This window comes from Streptomyces sp. NPDC056628 (assembly GCF_042792555.1).
In the GTDB taxonomy this organism is placed as follows: domain Bacteria; phylum Actinomycetota; class Actinomycetes; order Streptomycetales; family Streptomycetaceae; genus Streptomyces.
This window is the reverse complement of sequence record NZ_JBHTWG010000010.1, coordinates 96207-120065: the sequence shown is the minus strand read 5'-3', so window position 1 is coordinate 120065 and position 23859 is coordinate 96207. Positions and strand designations below refer to the sequence as shown.

The following is a 23859-nucleotide window of genomic DNA, read 5'->3' as shown; positions in this document are numbered from 1 at the left end:
GTATGGCATGCGAACCCTGCTGCTCCGAATGTGAAGCTCTCGTGCAGGAGGATCTCAGCATAAGCCGCACACCGGGGGTGATGTGACGGAATTACAGATTCCAGTTGTGCACATTGTGAAGGGGGCGGCGCCTCAGCCGCGTCCCACGTACGGCATCGCCGTCGCGAGGACCGTCGCGAACTGGACGTTGGCGGCCAACGGGAGCTCCGCCATGTGCCGCACCGTGCGGGCCACGTCGGCCACGTCCATGACCGGCTCCGGCACCACGGAGCCGTCCGCCTGGAGGGCGCCCTGCCGCATGCGGGCCGTCATGTCGGTCGCCGCGTTGCCGATGTCGATCTGCCCCACCGCGATCCCGTACGGCCGCCCGTCCAGCGACAGCGACTTCGTCAGCCCGGTCAGCGCGTGCTTGGTCGCCGTGTAGGCCACCGAGTGCGGCCGGGGTGTGTGGGCCGAGACGGAGCCGTTGTTGATGATCCGGCCGCCCTGCGGGTCCTGCTCCTTCATCTGCCGGTACGCCGCCTGCGCGCACAGGAACGCCCCGTTGAGGTTGGTGTCCACCACGTGCCGCCAGGCGTCGTACGGCAGTTCCTCGACCGGCACCCCGCCGGGGCCGAACGTGCCCGCGTTGTTGAACAGCAGGTCCACCCGCCCGAACCGCTCCACCGCGGCGGCGAACAGCGCGGTGACGTCCTCCTGCCGCGCCACGTCCGTCCGTACGGTGAGCGAGGCGCCCTCCGGCGCCAGCCCCGCCGTCTCCTGAAGCGTCTCCACGCGCCGCCCGGCCAGCGCCACCGACCAGCCAGCGCGCAGCAGTTCCACGGCGACCGCGCGGCCGATGCCCGAGCCGGCGCCGGTCACCACGGCGATCCTCGTCCCCGTCTGCTTGTCGTCCATGGAGCGGCAGCGTAGGGGACGGTCCGCCATTCGGAACTCGGCTGTCCGCCATCCGGGTGTTGTGTACGCGCCAAGCCCGTGTCGTCCCGGTCCGCCCCCACACCCCGTGCCTCCATCGGGCAGGGGAGGACCGGATGACCACCACGACACACCTGTCCCAGCACGGCCCCGAACTGCGCGCGGCGGCCCGGCACATCGGCCGCCGCCGTTTTCTGACCCTCACCGGCGCGGCCGCCGCGCTGGCCTTCTCCGTGCAGCTGCCCGCCCCGGTCGCCGCGAGCGCGGCCGCGCGCGGCGCCCGCCGGATCGCCGACGACCCCTTCACCCTCGGCATCGCCTCCGGCGACCCGCTGCCCGACTCGGTGGTCCTGTGGACCCGGCTGGCGCCCGTGCCGTTCCAGGCGGACGGCGGGATGCCCGCGGAGCCGGTCGCCGTGCGATGGGAGGTGGCGCACGACGAGGCGTTCACGCAGGTCGCCGCGAGCGGCGAGACCGTCGCCCACCCCGAGTACCACCACTCCGTCCACGTCGACGTCCCCGGCCTCCAGGCCGGCCGCGTATACCACTACCGCTTCCGCACCGGCGGCTGGATCAGCGAGACCGGCCGCACCCGCACCGCCCCCGCGGCCTCGGCGACGACCGCGCTGACCTTCGCCGCCGTCTCCTGCCAGGCGTACGCCGACGGCTACTACACGGCGTACCGGCATCTCGCGCAGGACGACGTGGACGTCGTCCTGCACCTCGGCGACTACCTGTACGAGTACGCCGTCAACTCCGCCGGCGGCTACCGCAACTACACCGACCGCACACTGCCCGCCGTGTTCAACCGGGAGACCGTGACCCTGGAGGACTACCGGCTGCGCTACGCCCTGTTCAAGTCCGACCCGGACCTCAGGGCCGCGCACGCCGCGCACCCCTTCGTCGTCACCTGGGATGACCACGAGACCGAGAACAACTACGCGAACGACACCCCGGAGAACAGCGTCCCACCCGCCGAGTTCCTGCTGCGCCGGGCCTCCGCGTACCGCGCCTACTGGGAGAACCAGCCCCTGCGCCTGCCGCAGCGGCCCACCGGCCCCGACATGCAGCTCTACCGGCGGCTGCACTGGGGCCGGCTCGCCCAGCTCGACGTCCTCGACACCCGGCAGTACCGCTCCAACCAGGCGTACGGCGACGGCTCCCAGATCCCCGGACCGGAGATCGACGACCCGGCGCGCACGATGACCGGCGCCCCGCAGGAGCGGTGGCTGCTCGACGGCTGGCGCGCCTCCACGGCCCTGTGGAACGTCGTGCCGCAGCAGGTGACGTTCTCCCAGCGCAAGTTCGACCTGACCGAGCCGTCACGGGTGTCCATGGACGCCTGGGACGGCTACCGCGCCTCGCGGCGCCGGGTGCTGGACGGCGCGAAGGCCGCCGGCGTCGAGAACCTCATGGTGCTCACCGGGGACGTCCACGTCGGCTACGCCTTCGACATCAAGGACGACTTCGACGACGCCGCGTCCGCCACCCTGGGCACGGAGATCGTGGCGACGTCCATCGCCAGCGGCCGGGACGGCACCGACAGGCCCGCCAACTGGGACACGTACATGGCGGCCAACCCGCACCTGCGGTTCTACAACGGCCGGCGCGGCTATGTGCGGGTCGCGCTGGGGGAGCGGCTGGCGCGGGCCGACTTCCGGACCGTGCCGTACGTGACCACGCGGGGGGCGCCGGTCACGACGGCCGCGTCCTTCGTCACCGAGGTCGGGAACCAGGGGCTCACGCCGGCGTGAGCGCGGGCGCCCGGTCCTCCTCGGGGGTCTCGCCGGGGTAGCGGACGCCCACGCGGTCCCGGATGGCGTCGAGCGTCCGCATCACGGCGAGGGTGCCCTCCAATGGCACCAGCGGGGACTCGGTCTCCCCGGCGCGCAGGGCCCGCATCACCTCGGTCGCCTCGTGCCGCAAGCTGGTGCGGGGCCCGTCCGCCGGGTCGGCCGTGAACTCCTCGGGGCCGCGGCCGTCGCGGTGCAGCACGAAACGCTCCGGGTGGAAGAAGCCCTCCGGCACGTCGATGCGGCCCGCGGAACCGGTCACGGACGCCACGGTCGGCGTACCGCCCGCGATCGAGCAGTGCAGGGAGGCGAGCGCGCCGCCGTCCCACGACAGCAGGGCGCCGGTCTGCAGGTCGACGCCCTCCGGGGACAGCGTCGCGCGGGCCGTCACGTCCGACGGCTCCCCGAGCAGCAACTGGGCGAAGGACACCGGGTACACGCCGAGGTCCAGCAGGGCGCCGCCGCCCTGCGCCGGGTCGCGCAGCCGGTGCGCGGGCGGGAACGGGCCCGCCAGGCCGAAGTCGGCCTGGACGTGCCGGACCTCGCCGATGGCGCCGTCGTCGACCAGGGCCTTCAGGCGCCGCACGAGCGGGTTGCAGTACATCCACATCGCCTCCATGAGGAAGCTGCCGCGCTCCTTGGCCAGCGCCACCAGTTCCCCGGCCTCGCGGGCGTTCAGCGTGAACGCCTTCTCGCAGAGGACGTTGCGGCCCGCCTCCAGGCACAGCCCGGCCGCCTCGCGGTGCGCCGCGTGCGGGGTGGCGACGTACACGACATCGATGTCCTCGTCCCGCGCGAGGGACGCCCAGTCGCCGTAGGCGCGCGGGATGCCGAAGCGCTCGGCGAAGGCGTCGGCCGAGGCCCGGGTCCGCGACGCGACCGCGACCACCTCGGCGTCCGGCAGGTCCACCAGGTCCGCCGTGAAGGCGGCCGCGATCCCGCCGGTCGCCAGGATCCCCCACCGCACGCTCTGTTCCGCCACTGCGGCCCGCCCCTCGCTCATGTGACCATCGGCACTCTGTTCGAGCTGAGAGCATAGAGGGCGGATCACTCGGAGAGGGAGGGGCTCATGAGCGACCGTGGGGGACCGGCACGGGGGGACACGGCGCGGCCGGCGCCGCCCGTGCGGCGATCAGGCGTCGCGGCACAGCGCCGCACCGGCCTGCTCGTCACGTTCGTCCTGGGCGGGCTGACGGCGACGCCCCCGCTCGCGATGGACATGTACCTCCCGGCGCTCCCGGAGGTCACCCGCTCGCTGCACGCGCCCGCCGCCACCGTCCAGCTCACGCTCACCGCGTGCCTGGCCGGCATGGCGCTCGGGCAGCTGCTGGTCGGCCCGATGAGCGACCGCTGGGGCCGCAGACGCCCGCTGCTCGCGGGTCTCGCCGTGTACGTCGTCGCCACCGCGCTCTGCGCGTTCGCGCCCACCGTGGAGGCGCTGGTCGCCTGCCGGCTCGCCCAGGGCCTCGCCGGGGCGGCCGGCATCGTCATCGCGCGGGCGGTCGTCCGCGACCTCCACGACGGCGTGGCCATGGCCCGTTTCTTCTCCACCCTCATGCTGATCTCCGGCGTCGCCCCGATCGTGGCCCCGCTCATCGGCGGGCAGATCCTGAGGGTGACGGACTGGCGGGGCGTGTTCGTCGTCCTCACCGTGGTCGGGGTGCTGCTGGTTGCCCTCGTCTGGTTCCGGCTCCCCGAGACCCTGCCGGGACAGGAGCGGCACGCCGGAGGCGTCGGCGAGACCCTGCGCGCGATGCGCGGGCTGCTCGCCGACCGCGCCTTCACCGGGTACGCGCTCACCGGCGGCTTCGCCTTCGCCGCGCTGTTCGCCTACATCTCCGCCTCGCCCTTCGTGATCCAGGAGATCCACGGCGCCTCGCCGCAGACGTTCAGCCTGCTGTTCGGGCTCAACTCGGTCGGACTCGTGGCCGTCGGCCAGCTCAACGGCAAGGTGCTGGTGGGCCGGGTCAGCCTGGACCGGGTGCTCGGGATCGGCCTCGGGGTCGTCGTCCTCGCGGCCACCGCGCTGCTGCTGATGTCCCTGGGCGTCTTCGGCGAGACCGGGCTCGCCCCCGTGGCCGCGGCGCTGTTCGTGCTGATGTCCGCGATGGGCGTCACGATGCCCAACACGCAGGCGCTCGCGCTGCAGCGCACCAAGCGTTCCGCGGGCTCCGCCTCCGCGCTCCTCGGCACCTCCTCCTTCCTCATCGGCGCGGTCGCCTCGCCCCTGGTGGGCGTCGCCGGGGAGGACACCGCCGTCCCGATGGCGGTCGTCCAACTGGCCGCGGGCCTGGTGGCGCTCGCCTGCTTCATGGGAATGTGCCGTCCCTGGAGGACACCACCAGGTACGGGCGCACGGGACGGGGCTCCCCCCGCCCCCGGCGCGGCCGCGAGCACGGGGGAGGACAGCTGAGCGCGCCGAGACTGCGCGGGGACGCACCGGAGAGGGCCGGACTCGACCCCGAGGAGATCCGACAGCTCGTCAGCGAGGTCCGCGACCTCACCACCGGCCCGCGCCCCTGGGCCGCCGGGACGGTGCTGGCCGTCGGGCGGGGCCCCTACCTGGCCGTCGAGGAGGCGGCCGGCTGGGCGGTGCGCTACGCGTCCTACGACGAGGACACCGACTCCGGCGTCGAACTGCCCGCCGGGGCCCGGGTGCCGGTGACCACCGCCACCCCGTTCGACCTGGCCTCCCTCACCAAGCTATTCACCTCGGTCGCCGCCGTTCAGCAGATCGAGCGCGGCACGCTCGGCATCGACGCGCGCGTCGGGGCGTACCTGCCGGACTTCCGGGCCGCCGCACGGCACGACGTCACCGTGCGGCAGCTGCTCACCCACACCTCCGGGCTGCGCCCCGAACTGCCGCTGTACGACTGCGCGGACGACGCGGAGCGCCTGGACCGGCTGCGCGCCGAGGCGCCCATCGGGGTGCCCGGCACGTACTGCTACTCCGACCTGAACATGCTGCTGCTCCAGCACGTCCTGGAACGCGTCACGGGCCGCCCGCTCGACGTCCTGGTCCACGACGGCATCACCCGCCCGCTGGGGATGACCGCGACCCGGTTCGGCCCCTGCCCGGGCGCCGCCGCGACCGAGGACCAGCGGCGGCCCTGGGCGAAGGCCGACCGGGGGATGCTGCGGGGCGTCGTCCACGACGAGAACGCCTGGGCGCTGGGCGGGGTCGCCGGGCACGCCGGCCTGTTCTCGACGGGCCGCGACCTCGCCGTCTTCTGCCGTGCCCTGCTGTCCGGCGGCGCCTACGGGCCCGCCCGCGTCCTCGGCCCCGACTTCGTGGAGCTGCTGCTGACGCCGCCCGGCCTGGGCTTCGCGGTCGACCAGCCGTGGTTCATGGGGGAGCTGGCCGGGCGGGGCGCGGCCGGCCACACCGGCTTCACGGGCACGTCGCTGGTGCTCGACCCGGCCAGGGACACCTTCCTGATCCTGCTGGCGAACACCGTCCACCCGCGCCGCGGGCGCCCCGACAGCGGCCCGAGGGCGGCGGCGGGCACCCGGGTGGCCCGGGCCCTGCGGGGCCGGTAAGGGGCCTCCCCAGGGACGGAGGGCCGTCCGGGGCCTCGTAGAATCTCCGGGTGAACGCCGCTGTCCCCCCGTCCGCCGAGACCCTGCGCGCGGCTCTCGCCGCCCTGCTCGACGGGCTTCCGCCGCGCCGGGCCGCGCAGGCCGTCGAGCGGCTGATCTCCGCGTACCGGGGCGCCACCCCGACCGACAGCCCCATCCTGCGGGACCGCGCCGACGTGGCCGCCTACGCCGCGTACCGGATGCCCGCCACCTACGCGGCCGTCCGCTCCGCCCTGGAGGCGTTCGCGCGGACCGTGCCCGGCTGGGCGCCGGAGCGGCACATCGACGTCGGCGGCGGGACCGGGGCGGCGACCTGGGCGGTCGCCGCGACCTGGCCCGGCCGGCGCGAGGTCACCGTGCTGGACTGGGCGGAGCCCGCCCTGGCCGTCGGCCGGGAGATCGCCGAGACCGACCCGGTGCTGCGCGGGGCCCGCTGGCAGCGCGCCCGGATCGGCGCGGGACTCACCCTCGACGCCGCCGACCTCGTCACCGTCTCCTACGTCCTCAACGAGCTCACCGCCGCCGACCGGGGCACCCTCGTCGACACCGTCGCGGACGCCGCGCGGACCGTCGTGATCGTCGAACCGGGCACCCCGGACGGCTACGCCCGCGTCATCGAGGCCCGTGACCGGCTGATCGCCGCCGGGTTCCGCGTCGCCGCGCCCTGCCCGCACAGCGCCGCCTGCCCCATCGCGCCCGGCACGGACTGGTGCCACTTCTCGGCGCGGGTCCCTCGCTCCTCGCTGCACCGCCAGATCAAGGGCGGCTCCCTCGCCTACGAGGACGAGAAGTTCAGCTATGTCGCCGCCACCCGGCTGCCGGCCGAGCCGGCCCCCGCCCGGGTCGTGCGCAGGCCCCAGATCCGCAAGGGGCAGGTCCTGCTCGACCTGTGCGAGACCGAGCCGGCGCTGCGCCGGGTCACGGTCACCAAGCGCCACGGGGACCTCTACCGGGCGGCCCGCGACACGGACTGGGGCGACGCCTGGCCGCCGGCCCCCGCCGGGGAGGCCTCCTAGGAGGCCCCCTCGACGTCCGGGCCTCCTAGGAGGCCTCCTCCGTCCGGGCCTCCTCGGCCCGCCTCTCCCGCAGCCGGCGCAGCAGCTCCTGCTTCTGCGCCGCCGGGTCGGTCCCGCCGCCGACGCGGCCGCTCCGGGCGCCGCCGCGCAGCGCCGTACGGCCGAGGTGACGGCGCGTCCCGCCGACGCCCAGCATGTCTCCGGCTCCGCCTCGCGTCATGGTGAGGCTCCCTTCGTTCTGGCCATCGAGCTGAACGAGACGTATCGTCTCGCTTCCTGACCGCCTCAGGATCTGGCGAGACGCAGCGTCTTGTCAACTGATAAGTTCAGGCCATGCCAGCACGTGAACCCGCCCCGCCCGCCCCCAACGCCGGCCGCCGCAGCGAGCGGTCCCGGCGGGCCATCTACGACTCCGCCCTCGCCCTGGTCGCGGAGGTCGGCTACCCCCGCACCACCATCGAGGGCATCGCCGCCCGGGCCGGCGTCGGCAAGCAGACGATCTACCGCTGGTGGCCCTCCAAGGCGGAGGTGCTGATGGAGGCGTTCCTCGACCTCGCCGAGCGCTCCGCGCGGGAGGCCGGGGAACAGCCGTACACCTTCCCCGACACCGGCGACCTCGCCGCCGACCTTAAGGCGGTCCTGCGCGCCACCGTCGACGAGCTCCAGGACCCCCGCTTCGACGCGCCCTCCCGCGCGCTGGCCGCCGAGGGCCTGGTCAACGAGGAGCTGGGCCGCCAGTACGTGGCCAAGCTGCTGGAACCCTCCCTCCAGCTCTACGTCGAGCGGCTGCGCTCCGCCCAGGAGGCCGGCCAGGTGCGCCCCGACGTCGACCCGCGCATCGCGCTGGAGCTCTTCGTCTCGCCGCTGGCCCAGCGCTGGCTCCAGTACACCGGCCCGATCTCCCACGACTACACGGACACCCTGGTCGACTACGCGCTGTACGGCATCGCCCCGCGCTCGACGCCGTGACGAAAAACGTATCCACGACCCCATTACCCCTGATCACGGCATTGTGCGTGGCTCGCCCCACCTGGCCCGCTTGTCCGCTACGGCCCCCCGGGGCGCACGGTGGTGGGACCATAGGGCATGCTGGTCCGCACGACAGCGAGGCGAGGGGATAGATGAGCGCGGAGTTGGGCGGCCGGTCCGGCCTTCAGGGCAAGCTCTCCCAGTGGCTGCGAGGTCGCCGCCCGAAGGACACCGCCGACGACGGCGGCCGGGAGACCCTGCTGCTCGCCGCCGCCGCGGCGGGACTGCCCCTCGCGCCCGCCGCGCACCCGGCCGGATACCGCTGCTCCTGCGACCGCGTCGGCTGTCCCACCCCCGCCCGGCACCCGATGTCCTTCGCCTGGCAGACGCAGTCCACCACCGACCGCGGCCAGATCGAGCGCTGGGCCCGCCACCATCCGCAGGCCAACTTCATCACCGCGACCGGCATGGTCCACGACGTCCTGGACGTACCCCTCGAACCCGGTCGCGAGGCGCTGGAGCGGCTGCTCGCCGCCGGTATCGAGGTCGGGCCGGTCGCCGAGAGCGGCGACGGGCGACTGCTGTTCTTCACCCTCACCCGGGGCACCCCCGAGGACGAGGACGAGTGGTGGCCCTGCGAGCTGGACTGCCACCCCGAGACCATGGACGAGCACCCGGGACTGCGCTGGCACTGCCGCGGCTCCTACGTCCTCATGCCGCCCTCCCGGCTGCCCGGCGACGGCCAGTCCGTGCACTGGGTGCGCGGCCCCGAGCACCCGCTGCCCGACCCGCTCAGCATCCTCGAGGTCCTCACCGACGCCTGCGCCCGCCATGTCGGCGAGGAGCCCGACCACATCTCCGCGTCCTGGCCCCTGAGCCACTGACCCGGCCGGGGGGCTACTCGCCCTTCGCGGCCGTCATGCCCTGGATACGGCCCAGGACGTCCACCTTGCCCGAGCCCTTCGGGACCAGCGCCACCTCGTTGGAGACGAACTCCAGCGTCAGCGACTGCTTGATCTCGCCCTCCGTCAGGGCCTGCACCGACTTGCCCGGGACCGGCACGGACGCGCCCGGCGCCGCCGTCTGCTTCTCGAAGTGACGCGAGGCGAAGAACGCCAGCGCGCCCCCGTCGGCCGTACGCAGCGCGAGCGGGGCGAAGTCGCCGTTCGTCAGCGGCTCGTCGATGAACTGCCGGACCAGACCCGGGCGTTCGGCCTGCTTCCTGCGTACCTCCCGCCACCCGCTGGTCTGGCCGCCGGCCGCGAAGGCGTCCCCGCCGTCCTTCAGGTAGGACACGTACCGCTCGCTCAGGTCCCCGGGCGGCACGGCCAGTTGGCGCGAGTCCGCCGGGACGGCCTCCGCGAAGCCGTCCGCGTCCGTCTTGAACTCGGGCACGTCCCCGGGGGCCATCAGCGTCAGATACGCGGCCTTCCACGGCCGGTCCAGGTCGTGCCGGGTGAACACGAAGACCCAGCGTGCCCGGCCGCCCTTGTTGGCGGCCGCGTCGGCGACGAACCAGCGGGGCCAGCCCGCCTTCTTGGGGATGGCGAACCTGGTGTCCGACAGCTCCAGCGGGCTGTGCGACGGGTTGCCGCCGGGGTTCGTCGCCCGGCCCGCCTTCAGCCGTGCCGCGTCGATCGCGCCCAGGGCGCCCGTGACCCGGCCGGCGTCCAGGGCGCTGTCGTAGGCCTTGTCCGCCGCGTTGTACGCGGTGGTGAACTCCTTCAGTGCCTTCGCCGCCTCCGCCTTGGTCGCCGAGGGAAGGGCCTCCTTCTCCCCGTGGACCACCACACATCCGCTCGCCATCAACGACAAAGCGGTCAAGGAGGCCGCAATCAGCGCGCTCCGGTCAAGCCTGCGGAGCCTTCGAGGGCCGCGATCCCTGCTCATCCGGTTCCTTCACCTTCCCCTTCCCGGAGGCGAACCCTACCGGGGCGAGGAACAGCGCGAGCGTCGGGATGAGGTACAGCAGCCACACCGTGACCTGGAGGACGGTCGGGTCCGGCTGGAAGTTGAACACACCCTTCAGCAGGGTGCCGTACCAGCTGGACGGATCGACGGTGTCGCTGATGTCGAACGCCTTGTCGCCCAGCCCCGGCAGCCAGCGCGCCTCCTGCAGGTCGTGCATGCCGTACGCGAGCACGCCCGCGGCGACGACCACCAGCATGCCGCCGGTCCAGGTGAAGAACTTGGCGAGGTTGATGCGCAGGGCCCCGCGGTAGAACAGCCAGCCCAGCAGGATGGCCGTGGCGATGCCGAGCGCGACACCGGCCAGCGGGCGCGGGGTGCCGTCCCCGGCCGCCCGCACCGACGCCCACACGAACAGGGCCGTCTCCAGGCCCTCCCGGCCGACGGCCAGGAACGCGGTGGCGACCAGGGCGCCCGTGCCCATCCGCAGGGCCGCGTCCAGCTTGCCGTGCAGCTCGCTCCGCAGATGCCGGGCGGTGCGCCGCATCCAGAAGACCATCCACGTCACCAGGGCGACCGCGAGGACCGACAGGGAGCCGCCCAGCGCCTCCTGCGCCTCGAACGTCAGCTCCTGCGAGCCGAATTCGAGCGCGGAGCCGAAGCCCAGCGCGAGGGCGACCGCGACGCCGATGCCGGCCCAGACGGGCCGCAGGGCGTCCCTGCGCCCGGTCTTCACCAGGTAGGCGATGAGGATGCAGACGACGAGGCTGGCCTCGAGCCCCTCGCGCAGACCGATCAGGTAGTTGGAGAACACGCCTCACGCCTCCTTGCCGAACAGCGTGCTGCCCCACCAGTCGTCCTTGTCGCGGACGCCCGGCGGGATGGCGAACAACGCCGAACCCACGTGCTGGATGTATTCGTTGAGCGCGTCCTTGGCCAGGTTGCGCTGAATGCGGATGAACCCGGTGCGCGGGTCACGCTGGTAGGCGAGGAAGAACAGGCCCGCGTCCAGACGGCCGAGGCCGTCGGTGCCGTCCGTGAAGGAGTAGCCGCGGCGCAGGATCGTCGCGCCGCCGTTGGAGCCGGGGTGCGCGAGCCGTACGTGCGCGTCGGGCAGCATCGCCTTCAGGAACGGCTCGTCGCGTTCCTTCGCCTTGCCCACCGGTGCGCCCTCGCCCTTGTCCCGGCCGAAGACGTCCTCCTGCTCCTGCAGGGAGGTGCGGTCCCAGGTCTCGATGTGCATGCGGATGCGCCGGGCGACGAGGTAGGAGCCGCCGGCCATCCACCGCGGTCCGTCCTTCTCGCCGACCCACACGAACTTCTCCAGGCGGTCGGTCTCGGTGCCCGCGATGTTGCGGGTGCCGTCCTTGAAGCCGAACAGGTTGCGCGGGGTCTGCGCGTCGGGCGTCGTCGACGAGGTCTTGCCGAAGCCGAGCTGCGACCAGCGCACCACGACCTTGCCGAACCCGATGCGGGCCAGGTTGCGGATGGCGTGCACGGCGACCTGCGGGTCGTCCGCGCACGCCTGGACGCACAGGTCGCCGCCGCTGCGGGCGCGGTCCAGGTTGTCGCCCGCGAACTGCGGCAGCTCGGCGAGGGCTTCGGGGCGCGCGTCCGCGATGCCGAACCGCTCCCCGAACTTCTCGAAGAACGACGGCCCGAACCCGATCGTCAGCGTGAGCCGGGACGGCTTCAGGCCCAGCGCCTCCCCGGTGTCGTCCGGCGGGGCCTCGGCGAGACCGCCGTACGCGCCGTCGCCGACCGCGTGCCCCGCGGTCATCCGGCGCGCGGCCTCCGTCCACTCCTTCAGCATCCCGACGAACGCGTCCCGGTCCTCGGTCCGCACGTCGAACGCGGCGAAGTGGAGCCGGTCCTGGACCGGGGTGGCGATGCCGGCCTGCCGCTGCCCGTGGAAGGGGACCGCGGCTCCGGTGTCGGTCGCGGCCGGCTCGGCGTCGTCGCCGGGCCGGGTCGCCGCGACGGCACCGCCGGCCGCGACGGCGCCGAGCGCGAGCCCGGCGCCGCCCCAGCCGAGCAGCGCGCGCCGGGAGGTGGTCTTCTCGGACGGTTCCGTCATGACGGCGCCCCTACTTGACGACGACGGCGGCGGCGAGCTTGGACAGCGGCTCCGCCAGGGCGTTGACCCCGTCCGAGAGCTGCTTGCGGTCGGCGTCGCCGACCTTGTCGTAGGAGGTGAACTCGTACGACTCCTTGTCGGCGCGGTACGTGTCCAGCAGGCCGTTCAGGGCGGCGAACTGCTTGTCCAGCTCGGTGACGAGCGCCGGCTCGTTGGCCCGGGCGACGGGCTTCAGCAGCTCGTACGCCTTCTGCGCGCCCTCGACGTTGGCCTTGAAGTCGACCAGGTCGGTGTGCGAGTAGCGCTCCTCCTCGCCGGTGACCTTGCCGGTGGCGACCTCGTCGAGGAGTTCCTTGGCGCCGTTGGCCATGGAGGTCGGGGTGATCTCGGCCTTGCCGACCCGGTTCTGCCAGTCCTTCAGATCCTTGATCAGCAGGCCGGCGAGCTCCTTCTCCCGGTCGCCGATCTTCTTGTCCTTCCACAGCGACTTCTCCAGCCGGTGCCAGCCGGTCCAGTCGGCCGCCGGGTCCTGGCCGTCCTCCAGGCCGTCCTCGCGGACGTCGACCTTCGGGTCGATGTCGCCGAAGGACTCCGCGACCGGCTCGGTGCGCTCCCAGCCGAGGCGGGACGGGGCGTACGCCTTCTTCGCGGCCTCGACGTCCCCGGACGTGACGGCCGCGGCGAACTTCTCGGCGAGCGGCAGCGTCTCGTCGGCCTGCTGCTGGGCGTACTCGCGGTAGGCGGCCACGGCCTTGTCCAGGCGGGGGTCGCGCTGGGCGGCCGAACCGCCGCCGGTGGCCTTGACGGACTGACGGATGCCGTCGCCCTTCATGCCGGGCTTGCAGACGATGGTGTAATCACCGGCCTTCACCTCGGCGGTGACGGTCTGCCTGGTGCCGGGGCCTATGTTCTCGCGCTCGGTGACGATGCGGTCGTCGGGGAAGAGGACGTAGACCTCGGTGACCTTGGAGCCCTTGTTCTCCACGGCGAGCGCGATGTGCCCGGCCGGGAACTCCTTCTTCGACACCTCGCACTTGTCGTCCGTCGAGGTCACCCGGACGACCTGGTCGGACCCGGCCGTGCTGCCTTTCTCGGTGCACCCGGTGACGGCGGCCAGGGCCGCCACGGCGGTGGCGGCGACGGCGGGGAGTCGGGCGGGTCGCATGAAAGCTCCAAAGAGGGTGGCCGGAAAGGACGCATGACGTGCCTCACAGCCCAGCAAGGTGAGGCTCACCTAACGAACCTAAGGATTACCTAAGTGGCTAAAAACGTCTCCATGGAAAGGTCAAGGGAAAGTCAAAGGTTCCGGCGGGGCGTCACCGGGGCGGTTCCCGTTCGAGGATGCGACAGCACGTCGACCGGCCGGTCGTGGACCTCCTACAGGGGCTCCTCGGCGAACACCTCCGCGGGTCCCGCAGCCCGCGGCCCGGTCGCAGTGCGGGATCGCCACCCGGTGCGCGTACGCCGCCGCGAGCCCCCGACGGGCGCCGGCACCCCACCCCCGGCGGGCGCCCGGCGTCCGGCGTGCGCGGCGATGCTTCAATGCCCTGGTGACTGACTACGACGTCCTCCGCGTGTTCTGCGGCCCCAGGGGCGGATACGGCAACGAACTCGGTGTCGTGCGCGACGGCTCGGTGCTCCCGGACGGCCGGGACCGGCAGGCGCTGGCCGGGAAACTCGGGTTCAGCGAGACCGTGTTCGTGGACGACCCCGAGCGCGGGGTCGTCGACATCTACACGCCGTCCACCCGGCTGCCCTTCGCCGGATATCCCTGCGTCGGCGCCGCCTGGCTGCTGGACGTGCCCGAACTGGTCACGCCCGCCGGGGTCGTCGGCACCCGGATCGACGGGGAGTTCTGCTGGATCGAGGCCCGCCCCGAGTGGGCCCCGCCGCGCACGCTGCGGCAGTACGGCTCCGCCGCCCAGGTCGACGACCTGGAGGTGCCGCCGCCGGGGGAGTGGATCTACGCGTGGGCCTGGGAGGACGAGGCCGCCGGGCGGATCCGCGCCCGCGGCTTCCCCGGCCGGGGGGACGGCATCGAGGAGGACGAGGCGACGGGCGCGGCGGCGATGCAGCTCACCCATCGCCTGGGCCGCGCCCTCAACATCACCCAGGGCGCCGGCTCCCAGCTGCTGACCGCACCCCAGCCGGGGGGCTGGGTCGAGCTGGGAGGCCGGGTCGTCCTGGAACGCTGACCCGACTCAGGCGCTCAGCGGGAACTCCTCGCCGAGCGCCTGGAACATCGCGGTGTTCAGCGCGAACGCCTTCTTGCACTCGGCGACGATCCGCTGCTTCTCCAGGTCGTCCGCCGGGACGCCGTCCAGCAGCGCGCGGTACTCCCGCTTGAACGCGGCGGGGTTCGTGATCCCCTCGAAGACGTAGAACCGGACCCCGTCGCCCTTGCGCGCGAAGCCCCAGGTCCGCTCCGCCCGGTCGCGGATGATCTGGCCGCCGGAGAGGTCGCCGAGGTAGCGGGTGTAGTGGTGGGCGAGGTAGCCGCCCGGCCACTCCCGCACGCAGGAGCGCACCCGGTCCGCGTAGGCCCGCGTCGCCGGCAGGGCCGTCAGGCCGGACCGCCACTCAGGGCCCCGCAGATGGGCCAGGTCCTGTTCGAGCGCCTGGAGCCGGAACAGCTCCGGCCGGACGAAGGGGCCGGCCACCGGGTCCGCCGCGAGTCCGTCGGCGCCCGTCTCCAGCGCCTCGTAGACGAACCACAGCTGCTCCGTGTACCGCGCGTACGCGTCCACACCGAGGTGGCCGCCGAGCAGGTCGCTCATGAACGTCGAGGTCTCGGCCTCGGTGTGCTGCTCCTGGGAGGCGGTGCGAATGACGGTCGAAAAGGAGTCCATGGTGGCATTTTCTGAAGTGAGGTTTACCTAAGTCAATAGGTTTGCCGACGTGGTGTCGGTAAAAGGGTACCGAGAAAACCCGCCCTCCGCAGAGGACGGGTCGTGGACGGACGCGCGGGGGGCCGGACCGGGTCAGGGCAGGGTGAGAATCTCCGTGCCCGTCTCCGTCACCACCAGCGTGTGCTCGAACTGCGCGGTGCGCTTGCGGTCCTTCGTCACGACGGTCCAGCCGTCGTCCCACATGTCGTACTCGTGGGTGCCCAGCGTCAGCATCGGCTCGATCGTGAACGTCATCCCGGGCCGGATCACCGTCGTCGCGTGCGGGCTGTCGTAGTGCGGGATGATCAGGCCCGAGTGGAACGAGGAACTGATGCCGTGACCGGTGAAGTCCCGCACCACGCCGTAGCCGAAGCGCTTGGCGTACGACTCGATCACCCGGCCGATGACGTTGATCTGCCGGCCCGGCCTGACCGCCTTGATGGCGCGGTTCAGCGACTCGCGGGTGCGCTCGACCAGCAGCCGGCTCTCCTCGTCCACGTCACCGACCAGGTACGTGGCGTTGTTGTCACCGTGCACCCCGCCGATGTACGCCGTCACGTCCAGGTTGACGATGTCGCCGTCGCGCAGCACCGTCGAGTCCGGGATGCCGTGGCAGATGACCTCGTTGACGCTGGTGCACAGCGACTTGGGGAAACCGCGGTAGCCGAGCGTGGAGGGGTAGGCGCCGTGGTCGCACATGTACTCGTGCGCCACCTTGTCCAACTCGTCCGTCGTCACACCGGGCGCGATCAGTTTCGCCGCCTCGGCCATCGCGCGGGCGGCGATGCGGCCGGCGACACGCATCGCCTCGATGGTCTCCGGCGTCTGCACCTCCGGACCCGTGTACGGGGTCGGCGCGGGCTTGCCGACGTACTCGGGGCGGCGGATGGAGCCGGGTACGGAACGGGTGGGGGACAGCTCCCCGGGAACGAGCAGCGACTGGCCAGACATGCCAGCGAGTCTAACCAGCGGTCATGGGGGAACATGTCGGTGGCGAGAGGAGCTGGTCATGGCCTTGTTCAAGAAGCGCACGGACGGCAAGCCCGGCGAGTGGTACTACTGCCTGGTCCACAAGAAGGTCGAGGAGGGGCCGGACTGCCCGGCCAAGGACCGCTTCGGCCCGTACCCCACCCGCGAGGAGGCCCAGCACGCCATGGACCTCGCACGCGAGCGCAACCTGGAGTGGGAGAACGACCCCCGCTGGCACGACTCCCGGACGGGCCCGGCGGACGGCGACTGATCAGCCTTCCACCGGTGCCGGTGCGGCTGCTGCCGCCGCCCGCCGCTCGCGCAGCCGTACCGCGTGCTCGTTCGTGCGCGCGTCGTACGTCATCAGCTTCGGCAGGCACAGCGCCAGCAGCCCCACCGCGCCCACGCACAGCAGTCCGCCCGACCACACCGAGGTCCGCACGCCCTTCCACGCCGCGACCCCGCCCATGGAGGTCTGGCCCACCTGCGGGCCCACCGAGTACGACAGCAGCTCGATCCCGGCGAGCCGGCCCCGCAGCTCGTCGGGGATCGTCTGGTTCCACATCACCCCGCGGAACAGCCCGCTGACCATGTCCGCGGCGCCGCCCAGCGTCAGGAACAGCAGCACCAGCCAGACCTCGTGGGACAGGCCGGCCGCCGTGATCGCCGCCCCCCACAGCGCCGCCGCCAGCACCACCGCCCGCCCGTGCCGGTGCACCCGCGCGGTCCAGCCGCTCGTCAGGCTCACCAGCATCGCGCCGGCCGGGACGGCGGCGTACATCAGGCCCAGCGCCCAGGGCGCGCCCAACTCGTCGGCGAGGAACGGCAGGACGGCCAGCGGCAGCGCGAAGAGCATCGCCGCGATGTCGATGACGTAGGTGCCCAGCAGCTCCTTGCGGCTCCACGCGTACCGGGCGCCCTCGGCGATCGCCCGCAGGGACGGTTTCGCCGCCTCGTGCGAGGGCGGCGAGGGGGCCAGGCCGATCACGCACAGCACGGAGACCACGAAGGTCACCAGGTCCGCCGCGTACGCCCAGCCGAGCCCCGCGTACGCGACGACCACCCCGGCCAGCGCGGGACCCGCCACCCCGCCCACCTGCCAGCGCAGCGCGTTCAGGGAGGCGGCGGCCGGCAGGTGGTCGTGGGCCACGATCCGGGGCAACAGGGCGTCCAGCGCCGGGCGTTGCACCGACACCAGCGCCGACGACAGGGCGGCCACGGCGTACAGCGGCCAGACGGAGGGCCGCGGCAGCAGCGCGTTCAGCAGCAGCACCGCGCTCAGCACGGCCTGACCGGCTTCCGTCCACACGATCAGCCCGCGCTTGTCGAGCGCGTCGGCGAGCGCGCCGCCGTACAGCCCGCACACGACCAGCGGCACCAGCTCCACCGCGCCGATCGCGCCGACCGCCGCGGCCGACCCGGTCAGCTCCTTGATCTGCACGGGCAGCGCCACGAACGTCAGGAAGCTGCCGAAGGTGGAGATCAGCCCCGCCAGCCACACCTTGCGGAAGTCGGCCGAGGCCCGCCAGGGCGTGAGGTCGGGGAGCACGGCGCGCAGCCGCGACGCGGGCGCGCTGTCGGTGAGGGAGTCGTCGGTCACGACAGGTCATGGTCGGCCGGGCCGGTGACGCGGGCAAACGGTTTTCACCAGCGCGGGGGCGGCGGCGCCGTCAGGGCGTCCGCGAGGCGCGACAGCCGGTCCCGCAGCCGGCGGCGCCCCCGGCGGGACGGCAGCGGATTCTCGCCGGCCGCCGCGCTCACCAGGTGCTGCACGGTGTCCAGGTCCAGCTCGGCGCCCTCCGGCACGATCAGCCGCTCATGGGACATCGCCGTCAGCTCGCCCTCGCCGGTGCCGAGCACCAGCACCGTCGCACCCGCCCGCCGGGCGTCGTACACCCGCTCCAGAAGCGGCGCCCCCCGCCCGGACCCGTCCGGACACGGCGCCGCCGACGGCGCCACCACCAGCAGGGTCTCCCCGCGCCGCGCCGCCGCCAGCCGGCCGAGCCCCACCGCCAGATGGGCCGGGTCCGAGGCGCGCGCGTCGTGCCGCACCAGGGTCGGGGCCAGCTCGGGCGTCCCCGACCACGCGGCCTCGTCCACCAGGTGCGCCGCCAGGTGCCACGGCTCGTACTCCCGTGTGCCGACCAGCAGCAGCCCGCCGCCGTGCGCCACCGCCGAGGTCCGCAGCGTCCCGGCGAACCGCCGCGTCGCCCCCAACCACTCGGTCCCGGCGAGCACTTCCCGCAGCAATGCGACCCGTACGGCATCCATAGGGCCGCATCCTGCCCCAGCCGCCTCCGCGTGGCCCGCCGTTCACCCCGGATTCGCCCGCCCCGGGGGTATCCGCTCGCACACCTGTCCGACCCGCCTCACCACCTCGTCCTCCGCCGTCGGCCCTACGGACGTAAAGTCGGCCCATGACCTCTAGCGACAGCGCACAGCAGTCCGCCGGGACCCCCGCCAAGGCACCGGCCAAGGATCCCTGGGACCTCCCCGACGTCTCCGGGCTCGTCGTCGGTGTGCTCGGCGGCACCGGACCGCAGGGCAAGGGCCTCGCGTACCGGCTCGCCCTGGCCGGCCAGAAGGTGATCATCGGGTCCCGGGCTGCCGAACGCGCGCAGGCCGCCGCCGAGGAGCTCGGTCACGGCGTCGAGGGCGCCGGCAACGCCGCATGCGCCCGGCGCAGCGACGTCGTGATCGTCGCCGTGCCGTGGGAGGGACACGGCAAGACGCTGGAGTCCCTGCGCGAGGAGCTGACCGGCAAGCTCGTCGTCGACTGCGTCAACCCGCTCGGCTTCGACAAGAAGGGCGCCTACGCGATCAAACCCGAGGAGGGCAGCGCCGCCGAGCAGGCCGCCGCCCTGCTCCCGGACTCCCGGGTCACCGCGGCCTTCCACCACCTGTCGGCGGTCCTCCTGGAGGACCCCGAGATCGACAGCATCGACACCGACGTGATGGTCCTCGGCGAGGAGCGGGCCGACGTCGAGATCGTCCAGGCGCTGGCGGGCCGTATCGCCGGGATGCGGGGCGTCTTCGCGGGGCGGCTGCGCAACGCCCACCAGGTGGAGGCGCTGGTCGCGAACCTGATCTCGGTGAACCGCCGCTACAAGGCGCACGCGGGACTCCGCGTCACGGACGTATGAGGCGATGGGGGACACTGGGCACAGCAGTGTCCCCCGACCAGGAGCCGACCCCATGCCCCGCCTCGCCTACTACACCCTCGTCGTCTGCCTGCTCTCCGTGGCCGCGGCGGTCGTCGCCTTCGCCCGGGGCAGCTGGCTCGGGATCGTGTGGATCCTGCTGGCGGGCCTGTCGTCGAACATGACCTGGTACTACGTGAAGCGCGCCCGGGACGCCCGGCGGGACTCCGTCACCGGATGACCGAGCACAGCTCGTTCCCGTCCCGCCAGAAGCGGAACAGGTCGTAGCCGCAGTAGGTGTCGATCTCGCCGATGCCCAGGGCGCGCAGCACGGCGTCGACCATGTCGAAGAACCCGCTGTTGATCTCCGGCACCCACAGCAGCGCGAAGACGAACAGCAGCCCGAACGGGGCGAACGGCTCCACCTGGCGCCGGACGTCCCGCGACAGCCAGGGCTCGATCACGCCGTACCCGTCCAGACCCGGCACCGGCAGGAAGTTCAGAACGGCCGCCGTGACCTGGAGCAGGGCGAGGAACGCCAGCGCGAACCGGAAGTCGCGCGGGACGCCGTCGAGCGCGCCCAGCCAGAACGGGGCCGTGCACACGACGGCGAACAGCACGTTGGTCAGCGGCCCGGCCGCGGAGATCAGGCTGTGCCGCCAGCGGCCCCTGATCCGCCCGCGCTCGATGAACACCGCACCGCCGGGCAGACCGATGCCGCCCATGATCACGAAGACGACCGGCAGGACGATGCTGAGCAGCGCGTGCGTGTACTTCAGCGGGTTCAGCGTGAGGTAGCCCTTCGCGCCGACCGATATGTCGCCGCTGTGCAGCGCCGTGCGCGCGTGCGCGTACTCGTGCAGGCACAGCGACACGATCCAGGCGGCCGTCACGAACAGGAACACGGCGAGGCCCGGCTGCTGCGCGAACCCGGTCCAGGTGGCCCACCCCGTCACCGCGGTGACCGCGACGATCCCGAGGAACACGGGGCTGATCCGCCGTTCGCTGTGGCGGCTGAGGGCGGTGGTCATGGGGCTCCCTGGATCTCGGGCGTGCGGGCCTGCCCGACCGTACCGGGCGCAGGCCGTGTCCGTCGGACCGGCCCGGGGTCGCGGGGCTCACGGCACCGACAAGGCGCCGCCGGTCGGAGCCGGGCTGATCCGACAGACACGGCCCACCCGGAAAACGTCTCGCGGTGGGCCGGGGTTCCGGGGAGGCTGGACCCCGGCCCCCGCACCCCGGGGCCGCCGCGCCTCCTCCGCCGGCCCCGTGACCCGCCCCGAGCCCACCAGAGACAATGGATCCCGTGCGCTATCGCATCCTCGGCACCACCCAGGCACTCCGCCCCGACGGCCGGGCCGTCCCGCTCGGCGGGGCCCGGCTGCGGGCCCTGCTCACCGTGCTCGCGCTGCGCGCCGGCCGGGCCGTGCCCGTGGGGCTGCTGGCCGACGAGGTGTGGGGCGCGGAACCGCCCGCCGACGCCACCGGGGCGCTCCAGGCGCTCGTGGGCCGGCTGCGGCGGGCCCTGGGCGCCGACGCCGTACGGTCCGAGGACGGCGGGTACCGGCTCGCCGCCGCGCCCGACGACGTCGACCTGCACCGGTTCGAACGGCTCACCGGCGAGGGCCTGCGCGCGCTGGCCGACGACGACCCCGCCAAGGCGGCCGGTGTCCTCGACGACGCCCTCGCCCTGTGGCGGGGCCCCGCCCTCGCCGATCTGCCCGACCACACCGCCGAGGCGGCCCGCGTACGGACCCGGCACCTCGACGCGCTGCGCGCCCGGCACACGGCGGCCCTCGCGCTCGGCCGCGCCGAGCAGGCGCTGCCCGAGCTGACCGCGCTGTGCGACGCCCACCCCCTGGACGAACCCCTCCAGGCCCTGCGGCTGCGCGCCCTGCGCGACACGGGCCGCCCCGCCGAGGCCCTGGCCGCCTACGACGACGTACGCCGGCTGCTGTCCACCCGCCTCGGCTCCGACCCCGGACCGGAACTGCGGGCCCTGCACGGTGAGTTGCTGCGCCCCGGACCGGACGCCCGGCCCGCCCCGGCGCGCACCGGCGACGGCCCGCGTCCGCCGGCCGCCCCGGCCGGAAACCTCCGGGCCCGGCTCACCTCCTTCGTCGGACGCGAGCCCGACATCGCGGCCATCCGCGGGGACCTGGCCACCGCCCGGCTCGTCACCCTGCTCGGCCCCGGCGGCGCCGGCAAGACCCGGCTGTCCCAGGAGGCCGCGGAGAGCGTGCGCGACGCCGCCCCGGACGGCGTGTGGCTGGCCGAGCTCGCCCCGGTCGACGACCCCCGGGCCGTCCCCGAGGCCGTCCTCACCGCGCTCGGCGCCCGCGAGACCGTCCTGTACGGTGCCGGCGCCGAGGCCATGCGGGCCGGTACCGAACGGCACGACGACCCCGTCGACCGGCTCTCCGAGTACTGCGCCCCACGCCGCATGCTGCTGATCCTCGACAACTGCGAGCACGTCGTCGACGCCGCCGCCCGCCTCGTCGAGCGGCTGCTGGAGCGCTGCCCCGGCCTGACGGTGCTCGCCACCAGCCGTGAACCCCTGGGCGTCCCCGGCGAGTTGCTGCGCCCCGTCGAGCCGCTGCCCGAGCCGTTCGCGCTGCGCCTGCTCGCCGACCGGGGAGCCTCCGCGCGGCCCGGCTTCCGCGTCGAGGCCGACGAGGAGACCGCCGCGGCCTGCGCCGAGATCTGCCGGCGCCTGGACGGCCTGCCCCTCGCGATCGAACTCGCCGCCGCCCGGCTGCGGATGCTCACCCCCCGGCAGATCGCCGACCGGCTCGACGACCGCTTCCGGCTGCTCACCTCCGGCAGCCGCACCCTGCTGCCCCGCCAGCAGACCCTGCGGGCCGTCGTCGACTGGTCCTGGGAGCTGCTGGACGACGAGGAACGCGAGGTGCTGGGCCGGCTGTCGGTCTTCGCGGGCGGCTGCGACCTCGCCGCCGCGGAGGCCGTGTGCGGCCCTGCGGCGCTGGAGGCGCTGGGCTCGCTCGTCGACAAGTCCCTCGTGGTGGCGTCCGCCACGGACGACGGCCGGATGCGCTACCGGCTCCTGGAGACCGTCGCCGAGTACGCCGCCGAACGGCTCGACGGGACCGGCCGGCGGGCCGAGGCCGAACGCGCGCACCTGACGTACTACCGCGAACTCGCCCGCACGACCGAGGCGTCGCTGCGCGGCCACGGCCAGCTCGCCGCCATCGGCCGGCTGGAGCGCGAGAGCGAGAACATCCGGGCCGCCCTCCACCACGCGGTCGCCGCGCGGGACGAGGAGGAGGCGCTGTGCCTGGTGCTGTCCATGGCCTGGTACTGGCAGATGCGCGACCTGCGGATCGTCGCCCGCACCTGGTCGCGCGAGGTGCAGGACCTCGGGCCCGACCCGTTCACCGAACCGGTCCGCCGCGCCGAGCCCCTGTGGGAGCGCTGCATCGACACCCCGCCGCCCTGGACCGGCCAGGTCCGCGACGAGGCCCGGCGTGAGCTGCACCTGATCCACCTCGCCTGCATGGACACCGAGCTGGACGCCTGGCAGACCCCCGAGGCGCAGTCCAAGCTGCGGATCATCGCCGAGACCTACGAGCCGGGCCACCCGCAGGTCTGCCGCTCCCCGGGCTCCCTGTGGTTCTTCGCCGTCATGCTCACCGGCGACATGGACCGGCTGCGGTACGTCGTCGACGCCGCGATCCGCACCTGCCGTGAGCATCCCGGCTACCGCTGGGACCTCGCCGCCGGCCTGCAGCTGCGGGCCAACCTGCTGGCCAACCGCGCCGACTGGGCGGGCGACGCCATCGCCGACGCCGACGAGGCGCTGGAGATCTTCCAGGACCTCGGCGACCTGTGGGGGACCGCCGAGGCGTACTCGGCGCGGGCCGAGGCCCACGAGCGCCGGGGCGCCTACCTCCGGGCCGCCGCCGACTACGAGGCCGGCATCGACCACGCCGAGCGGCTCGGCGCCCACGCCCAGGTGGGTGTCCTCGAGGCCCGGCTCGCCGGCGCCCTGATCGAGGCGGGGCAGGGGGAACGGGGAGAGAGTCTGCTGCGCCGGGTCATCGAGCAGGGGAGCGGGGTGAGCGAGCACGCCATGCCGTTCGCCCGGCTCGTCCTGACCGGGTGGCTCAGCATGACCGACCGGATCCCCGAGGCACGGGAGCAGCTGCGGCTGCTGCGCGAGGAGTTCAAGATCGCCCACTTCATCGTCTTCGACGCGTTCATCCTCGGTTCCGAGGCCTGGCTGGACGCCCTCGACGGGCGGGCCGACGAGGCCCTGGAGACGATCAGGAAGGCACTGGAACGCGCCGAGGACCCGCTCGCCGTGGCCATCGCGCCCCAGATGCGGGCCGCCTACCTGACCACCGCCGCGTTCGCCCTGGTCCATGCCGACGGCGGCCGCCGGGCCCGGGACGCCGCCGTCTGCCTCGGCGCCGCCGAACGGCTCCAGCCGGACCGGCACGTCCCGAGCTGCCAGGAGCGGGAGGTGCGCCGCAAGGCGGTGGCGGGCGCGCGCGCCGTGCTCGGCGACGCCGCCTACGAGGCGGCGTACGCGGAGGGCGGCGGCCTCTCCCCGCTGGAGGCCGCCGCCCTCGTGTGACGAGTTCC

General features: G+C 73.6%; 23 protein-coding genes. 11 read left to right on the top strand and 12 right to left on the bottom strand.

The genetic code is table 11. The features are described 5' to 3' along the window. Positions 1-132 precede the first annotated feature (132 nt). Positions 133-897 carry an SDR family oxidoreductase gene (locus ACFRAC_RS15825; protein ID WP_382924460.1) on the bottom strand — a complete coding sequence of 255 codons (765 nt, stop codon included), beginning with the start codon at positions 895-897 and terminating at the stop codon, positions 133-135. A gap of 134 nt (positions 898-1031) precedes the next feature. Between ACFRAC_RS15825 and ACFRAC_RS15820 the strand changes: the two genes are divergently transcribed. Next, positions 1032-2669 (top strand): alkaline phosphatase D family protein, encoded by a 1638-nt coding sequence (locus ACFRAC_RS15820; RefSeq protein WP_382924459.1) that lies wholly within the window; start codon positions 1032-1034, stop codon positions 2667-2669. On the opposite strand, the gene ACFRAC_RS15815 is transcribed toward ACFRAC_RS15820, so the two are convergent. Further along, on the bottom strand, positions 2656-3711 hold the full coding sequence (locus ACFRAC_RS15815; protein WP_382924458.1) for a Gfo/Idh/MocA family protein: 1056 nt from the start codon (positions 3709-3711) through the stop codon (positions 2656-2658). The genes ACFRAC_RS15820 and ACFRAC_RS15815 overlap by 14 nt on opposite strands. Before the next feature lie 66 nt (positions 3712-3777). On the opposite strand from ACFRAC_RS15815, the gene ACFRAC_RS15810 reads away from it, so the two are divergent. Genes ACFRAC_RS15810 through ACFRAC_RS15800 form a run of 3 tightly spaced genes read left to right on the top strand, consistent with a single transcriptional unit; the run spans position 3778 to position 7303 of the window. Further along, positions 3778-5121: a multidrug effflux MFS transporter gene (locus tag ACFRAC_RS15810; RefSeq protein ID WP_382924457.1), complete on the top strand. Its 1344-nt coding sequence runs from the start codon at positions 3778-3780 to the stop codon at positions 5119-5121. Between the two features lie 11 nt (positions 5122-5132). Further along, on the top strand, positions 5133-6248 hold the full coding sequence (locus tag ACFRAC_RS15805; protein WP_382924533.1) for a serine hydrolase domain-containing protein: 1116 nt from the start codon (positions 5133-5135) through the stop codon (positions 6246-6248). Positions 6249-6298: 50 nt separating this feature from the next. Beyond that, entirely contained in the window at positions 6299-7303 is a 1005-nt protein-coding gene (locus ACFRAC_RS15800) for a small ribosomal subunit Rsm22 family protein (RefSeq protein ID WP_382924456.1), read from the top strand. A gap of 25 nt (positions 7304-7328) precedes the next feature. On the opposite strand, the gene ACFRAC_RS15795 is transcribed toward ACFRAC_RS15800, so the two are convergent. Then, complete coding sequence (locus ACFRAC_RS15795; RefSeq protein ID WP_382924455.1) at positions 7329-7523, bottom strand: DUF6243 family protein; 195 nt, start codon at positions 7521-7523, stop codon at positions 7329-7331. A 113-nt stretch (positions 7524-7636) separates the two neighbouring features. Here ACFRAC_RS15795 and ACFRAC_RS15790 point away from each other — a divergent pair, with 113 nt between their 5' ends. Both ACFRAC_RS15790 and ACFRAC_RS15785 read left to right on the top strand, forming a co-directional pair. Then, positions 7637-8272 (top strand): TetR/AcrR family transcriptional regulator, encoded by a 636-nt coding sequence (locus ACFRAC_RS15790; RefSeq protein WP_382924454.1) that lies wholly within the window; start codon positions 7637-7639, stop codon positions 8270-8272. 152 nt (positions 8273-8424) lie between these two features. Continuing rightward, complete coding sequence (locus ACFRAC_RS15785) at positions 8425-9156, top strand: bifunctional DNA primase/polymerase (RefSeq protein ID WP_382924453.1); 732 nt, start codon at positions 8425-8427, stop codon at positions 9154-9156. Between the two features lie 13 nt (positions 9157-9169). Here the strand turns inward: ACFRAC_RS15785 and ACFRAC_RS15780 are convergent, their stop codons facing one another. The 4 genes from ACFRAC_RS15780 to efeO are packed head-to-tail and all read right to left on the bottom strand — an operon-like array spanning position 9170 to position 13422. Next, positions 9170-10162, bottom strand: coding sequence for a hypothetical protein (locus ACFRAC_RS15780; protein ID WP_382924452.1), 993 nt, complete (start codon positions 10160-10162; stop codon positions 9170-9172). After that, the gene (efeU, locus tag ACFRAC_RS15775) at positions 10122-10994 is read right to left on the bottom strand and encodes an iron uptake transporter permease EfeU (RefSeq protein WP_382924451.1); all 873 of its coding nucleotides are present in this window, start codon (positions 10992-10994) and stop codon (positions 10122-10124) included. Before efeU ends, ACFRAC_RS15780 begins: the two co-directional genes overlap by 41 nt. A gap of 3 nt (positions 10995-10997) precedes the next feature. Further along, the gene (gene efeB, locus ACFRAC_RS15770) at positions 10998-12257 is read right to left on the bottom strand and encodes an iron uptake transporter deferrochelatase/peroxidase subunit (RefSeq protein ID WP_382924450.1); all 1260 of its coding nucleotides are present in this window, start codon (positions 12255-12257) and stop codon (positions 10998-11000) included. Positions 12258-12267: 10 nt separating this feature from the next. Further along, the gene (gene efeO, locus ACFRAC_RS15765; RefSeq protein ID WP_382924449.1) at positions 12268-13422 is read right to left on the bottom strand and encodes an iron uptake system protein EfeO; all 1155 of its coding nucleotides are present in this window, start codon (positions 13420-13422) and stop codon (positions 12268-12270) included. A gap of 385 nt (positions 13423-13807) precedes the next feature. Here efeO and ACFRAC_RS15760 point away from each other — a divergent pair, with 385 nt between their 5' ends. After that, on the top strand, positions 13808-14452 hold the full coding sequence (locus ACFRAC_RS15760) for a PhzF family phenazine biosynthesis protein (protein WP_382924448.1): 645 nt from the start codon (positions 13808-13810) through the stop codon (positions 14450-14452). Between the two features lie 6 nt (positions 14453-14458). Here ACFRAC_RS15760 and ACFRAC_RS15755 read toward each other — a convergent pair whose 3' ends face one another. Continuing rightward, positions 14459-15106 (bottom strand): heme oxygenase (biliverdin-producing), encoded by a 648-nt coding sequence (locus ACFRAC_RS15755; RefSeq protein ID WP_382924447.1) that lies wholly within the window; start codon positions 15104-15106, stop codon positions 14459-14461. 132 nt (positions 15107-15238) lie between these two features. Then, complete coding sequence (map, locus tag ACFRAC_RS15750) at positions 15239-16096, bottom strand: type I methionyl aminopeptidase (protein WP_382924446.1); 858 nt, start codon at positions 16094-16096, stop codon at positions 15239-15241. A 58-nt stretch (positions 16097-16154) separates the two neighbouring features. Between map and ACFRAC_RS15745 the strand changes: the two genes are divergently transcribed. After that, a complete protein-coding gene (locus ACFRAC_RS15745; RefSeq protein ID WP_361343794.1) occupies positions 16155-16385 on the top strand; it encodes a hypothetical protein in 231 nt (76 codons plus the stop codon). On the opposite strand, the gene ACFRAC_RS15740 is transcribed toward ACFRAC_RS15745, so the two are convergent. Continuing rightward, on the bottom strand, positions 16386-17714 hold the full coding sequence (locus ACFRAC_RS15740; RefSeq protein ID WP_382924445.1) for an MFS transporter: 1329 nt from the start codon (positions 17712-17714) through the stop codon (positions 16386-16388). A 44-nt stretch (positions 17715-17758) separates the two neighbouring features. Continuing rightward, positions 17759-18385, bottom strand: coding sequence for a hypothetical protein (locus tag ACFRAC_RS15735; RefSeq protein WP_382924444.1), 627 nt, complete (start codon positions 18383-18385; stop codon positions 17759-17761). 146 nt (positions 18386-18531) lie between these two features. Here ACFRAC_RS15735 and npdG point away from each other — a divergent pair, with 146 nt between their 5' ends. After that, a complete protein-coding gene (npdG, locus tag ACFRAC_RS15730; RefSeq protein WP_382924443.1) occupies positions 18532-19257 on the top strand; it encodes an NADPH-dependent F420 reductase in 726 nt (241 codons plus the stop codon). 4 nt (positions 19258-19261) lie between these two features. Continuing rightward, positions 19262-19495, top strand: coding sequence for a hypothetical protein (locus ACFRAC_RS15725; protein ID WP_382924442.1), 234 nt, complete (start codon positions 19262-19264; stop codon positions 19493-19495). Here ACFRAC_RS15725 and ACFRAC_RS15720 read toward each other — a convergent pair. Then, entirely contained in the window at positions 19485-20285 is an 801-nt protein-coding gene (locus tag ACFRAC_RS15720) for a site-2 protease family protein (protein ID WP_382924441.1), read from the bottom strand. The two genes, ACFRAC_RS15725 and ACFRAC_RS15720, sit on opposite strands and share 11 nt — an antisense overlap. A 266-nt stretch (positions 20286-20551) precedes the next feature. Here ACFRAC_RS15720 and ACFRAC_RS15715 point away from each other — a divergent pair, with 266 nt between their 5' ends. Further along, complete coding sequence (locus ACFRAC_RS15715) at positions 20552-23851, top strand: BTAD domain-containing putative transcriptional regulator (RefSeq protein WP_382924440.1); 3300 nt, start codon at positions 20552-20554, stop codon at positions 23849-23851. The last annotated feature ends 8 nt before the right edge of the window (positions 23852-23859 follow it).

What these genes read in the sequence shown, in the direction of transcription:
- ACFRAC_RS15825 (WP_382924460.1), bottom strand. Translation starts at nt 897, where the DNA reads ATGGACGACAAGCAGACGGGGACGAGGATCGCCGTGGTGACCGGCGCC.
- ACFRAC_RS15820 (WP_382924459.1), top strand. Translation starts at nt 1,032, where the DNA reads ATGACCACCACGACACACCTGTCCCAGCACGGCCCCGAACTGCGCGCG.
- ACFRAC_RS15815 (WP_382924458.1), bottom strand. Translation starts at nt 3,711, where the DNA reads ATGAGCGAGGGGCGGGCCGCAGTGGCGGAACAGAGCGTGCGGTGGGGG.
- ACFRAC_RS15810 (WP_382924457.1), top strand. Translation starts at nt 3,778, where the DNA reads ATGAGCGACCGTGGGGGACCGGCACGGGGGGACACGGCGCGGCCGGCG.
- ACFRAC_RS15795 (WP_382924455.1), bottom strand. Translation starts at nt 7,523, where the DNA reads ATGACGCGAGGCGGAGCCGGAGACATGCTGGGCGTCGGCGGGACGCGC.
- ACFRAC_RS15790 (WP_382924454.1), top strand. Translation starts at nt 7,637, where the DNA reads ATGCCAGCACGTGAACCCGCCCCGCCCGCCCCCAACGCCGGCCGCCGC.
- ACFRAC_RS15785 (WP_382924453.1), top strand. Translation starts at nt 8,425, where the DNA reads ATGAGCGCGGAGTTGGGCGGCCGGTCCGGCCTTCAGGGCAAGCTCTCC.
- ACFRAC_RS15780 (WP_382924452.1), bottom strand. Translation starts at nt 10,162, where the DNA reads ATGAGCAGGGATCGCGGCCCTCGAAGGCTCCGCAGGCTTGACCGGAGC.
- efeB (WP_382924450.1), bottom strand. Translation starts at nt 12,257, where the DNA reads ATGACGGAACCGTCCGAGAAGACCACCTCCCGGCGCGCGCTGCTCGGC.
- efeO (WP_382924449.1), bottom strand. Translation starts at nt 13,422, where the DNA reads ATGCGACCCGCCCGACTCCCCGCCGTCGCCGCCACCGCCGTGGCGGCC.
- ACFRAC_RS15755 (WP_382924447.1), bottom strand. Translation starts at nt 15,106, where the DNA reads ATGGACTCCTTTTCGACCGTCATTCGCACCGCCTCCCAGGAGCAGCAC.
- map (WP_382924446.1), bottom strand. Translation starts at nt 16,096, where the DNA reads ATGTCTGGCCAGTCGCTGCTCGTTCCCGGGGAGCTGTCCCCCACCCGT.
- ACFRAC_RS15745 (WP_361343794.1), top strand. Translation starts at nt 16,155, where the DNA reads ATGGCCTTGTTCAAGAAGCGCACGGACGGCAAGCCCGGCGAGTGGTAC.
- ACFRAC_RS15735 (WP_382924444.1), bottom strand. Translation starts at nt 18,385, where the DNA reads ATGGATGCCGTACGGGTCGCATTGCTGCGGGAAGTGCTCGCCGGGACC.
- npdG (WP_382924443.1), top strand. Translation starts at nt 18,532, where the DNA reads ATGACCTCTAGCGACAGCGCACAGCAGTCCGCCGGGACCCCCGCCAAG.
- ACFRAC_RS15725 (WP_382924442.1), top strand. Translation starts at nt 19,262, where the DNA reads ATGGGGGACACTGGGCACAGCAGTGTCCCCCGACCAGGAGCCGACCCC.
- ACFRAC_RS15720 (WP_382924441.1), bottom strand. Translation starts at nt 20,285, where the DNA reads ATGACCACCGCCCTCAGCCGCCACAGCGAACGGCGGATCAGCCCCGTG.
- ACFRAC_RS15715 (WP_382924440.1), top strand. Translation starts at nt 20,552, where the DNA reads ATGGATCCCGTGCGCTATCGCATCCTCGGCACCACCCAGGCACTCCGC.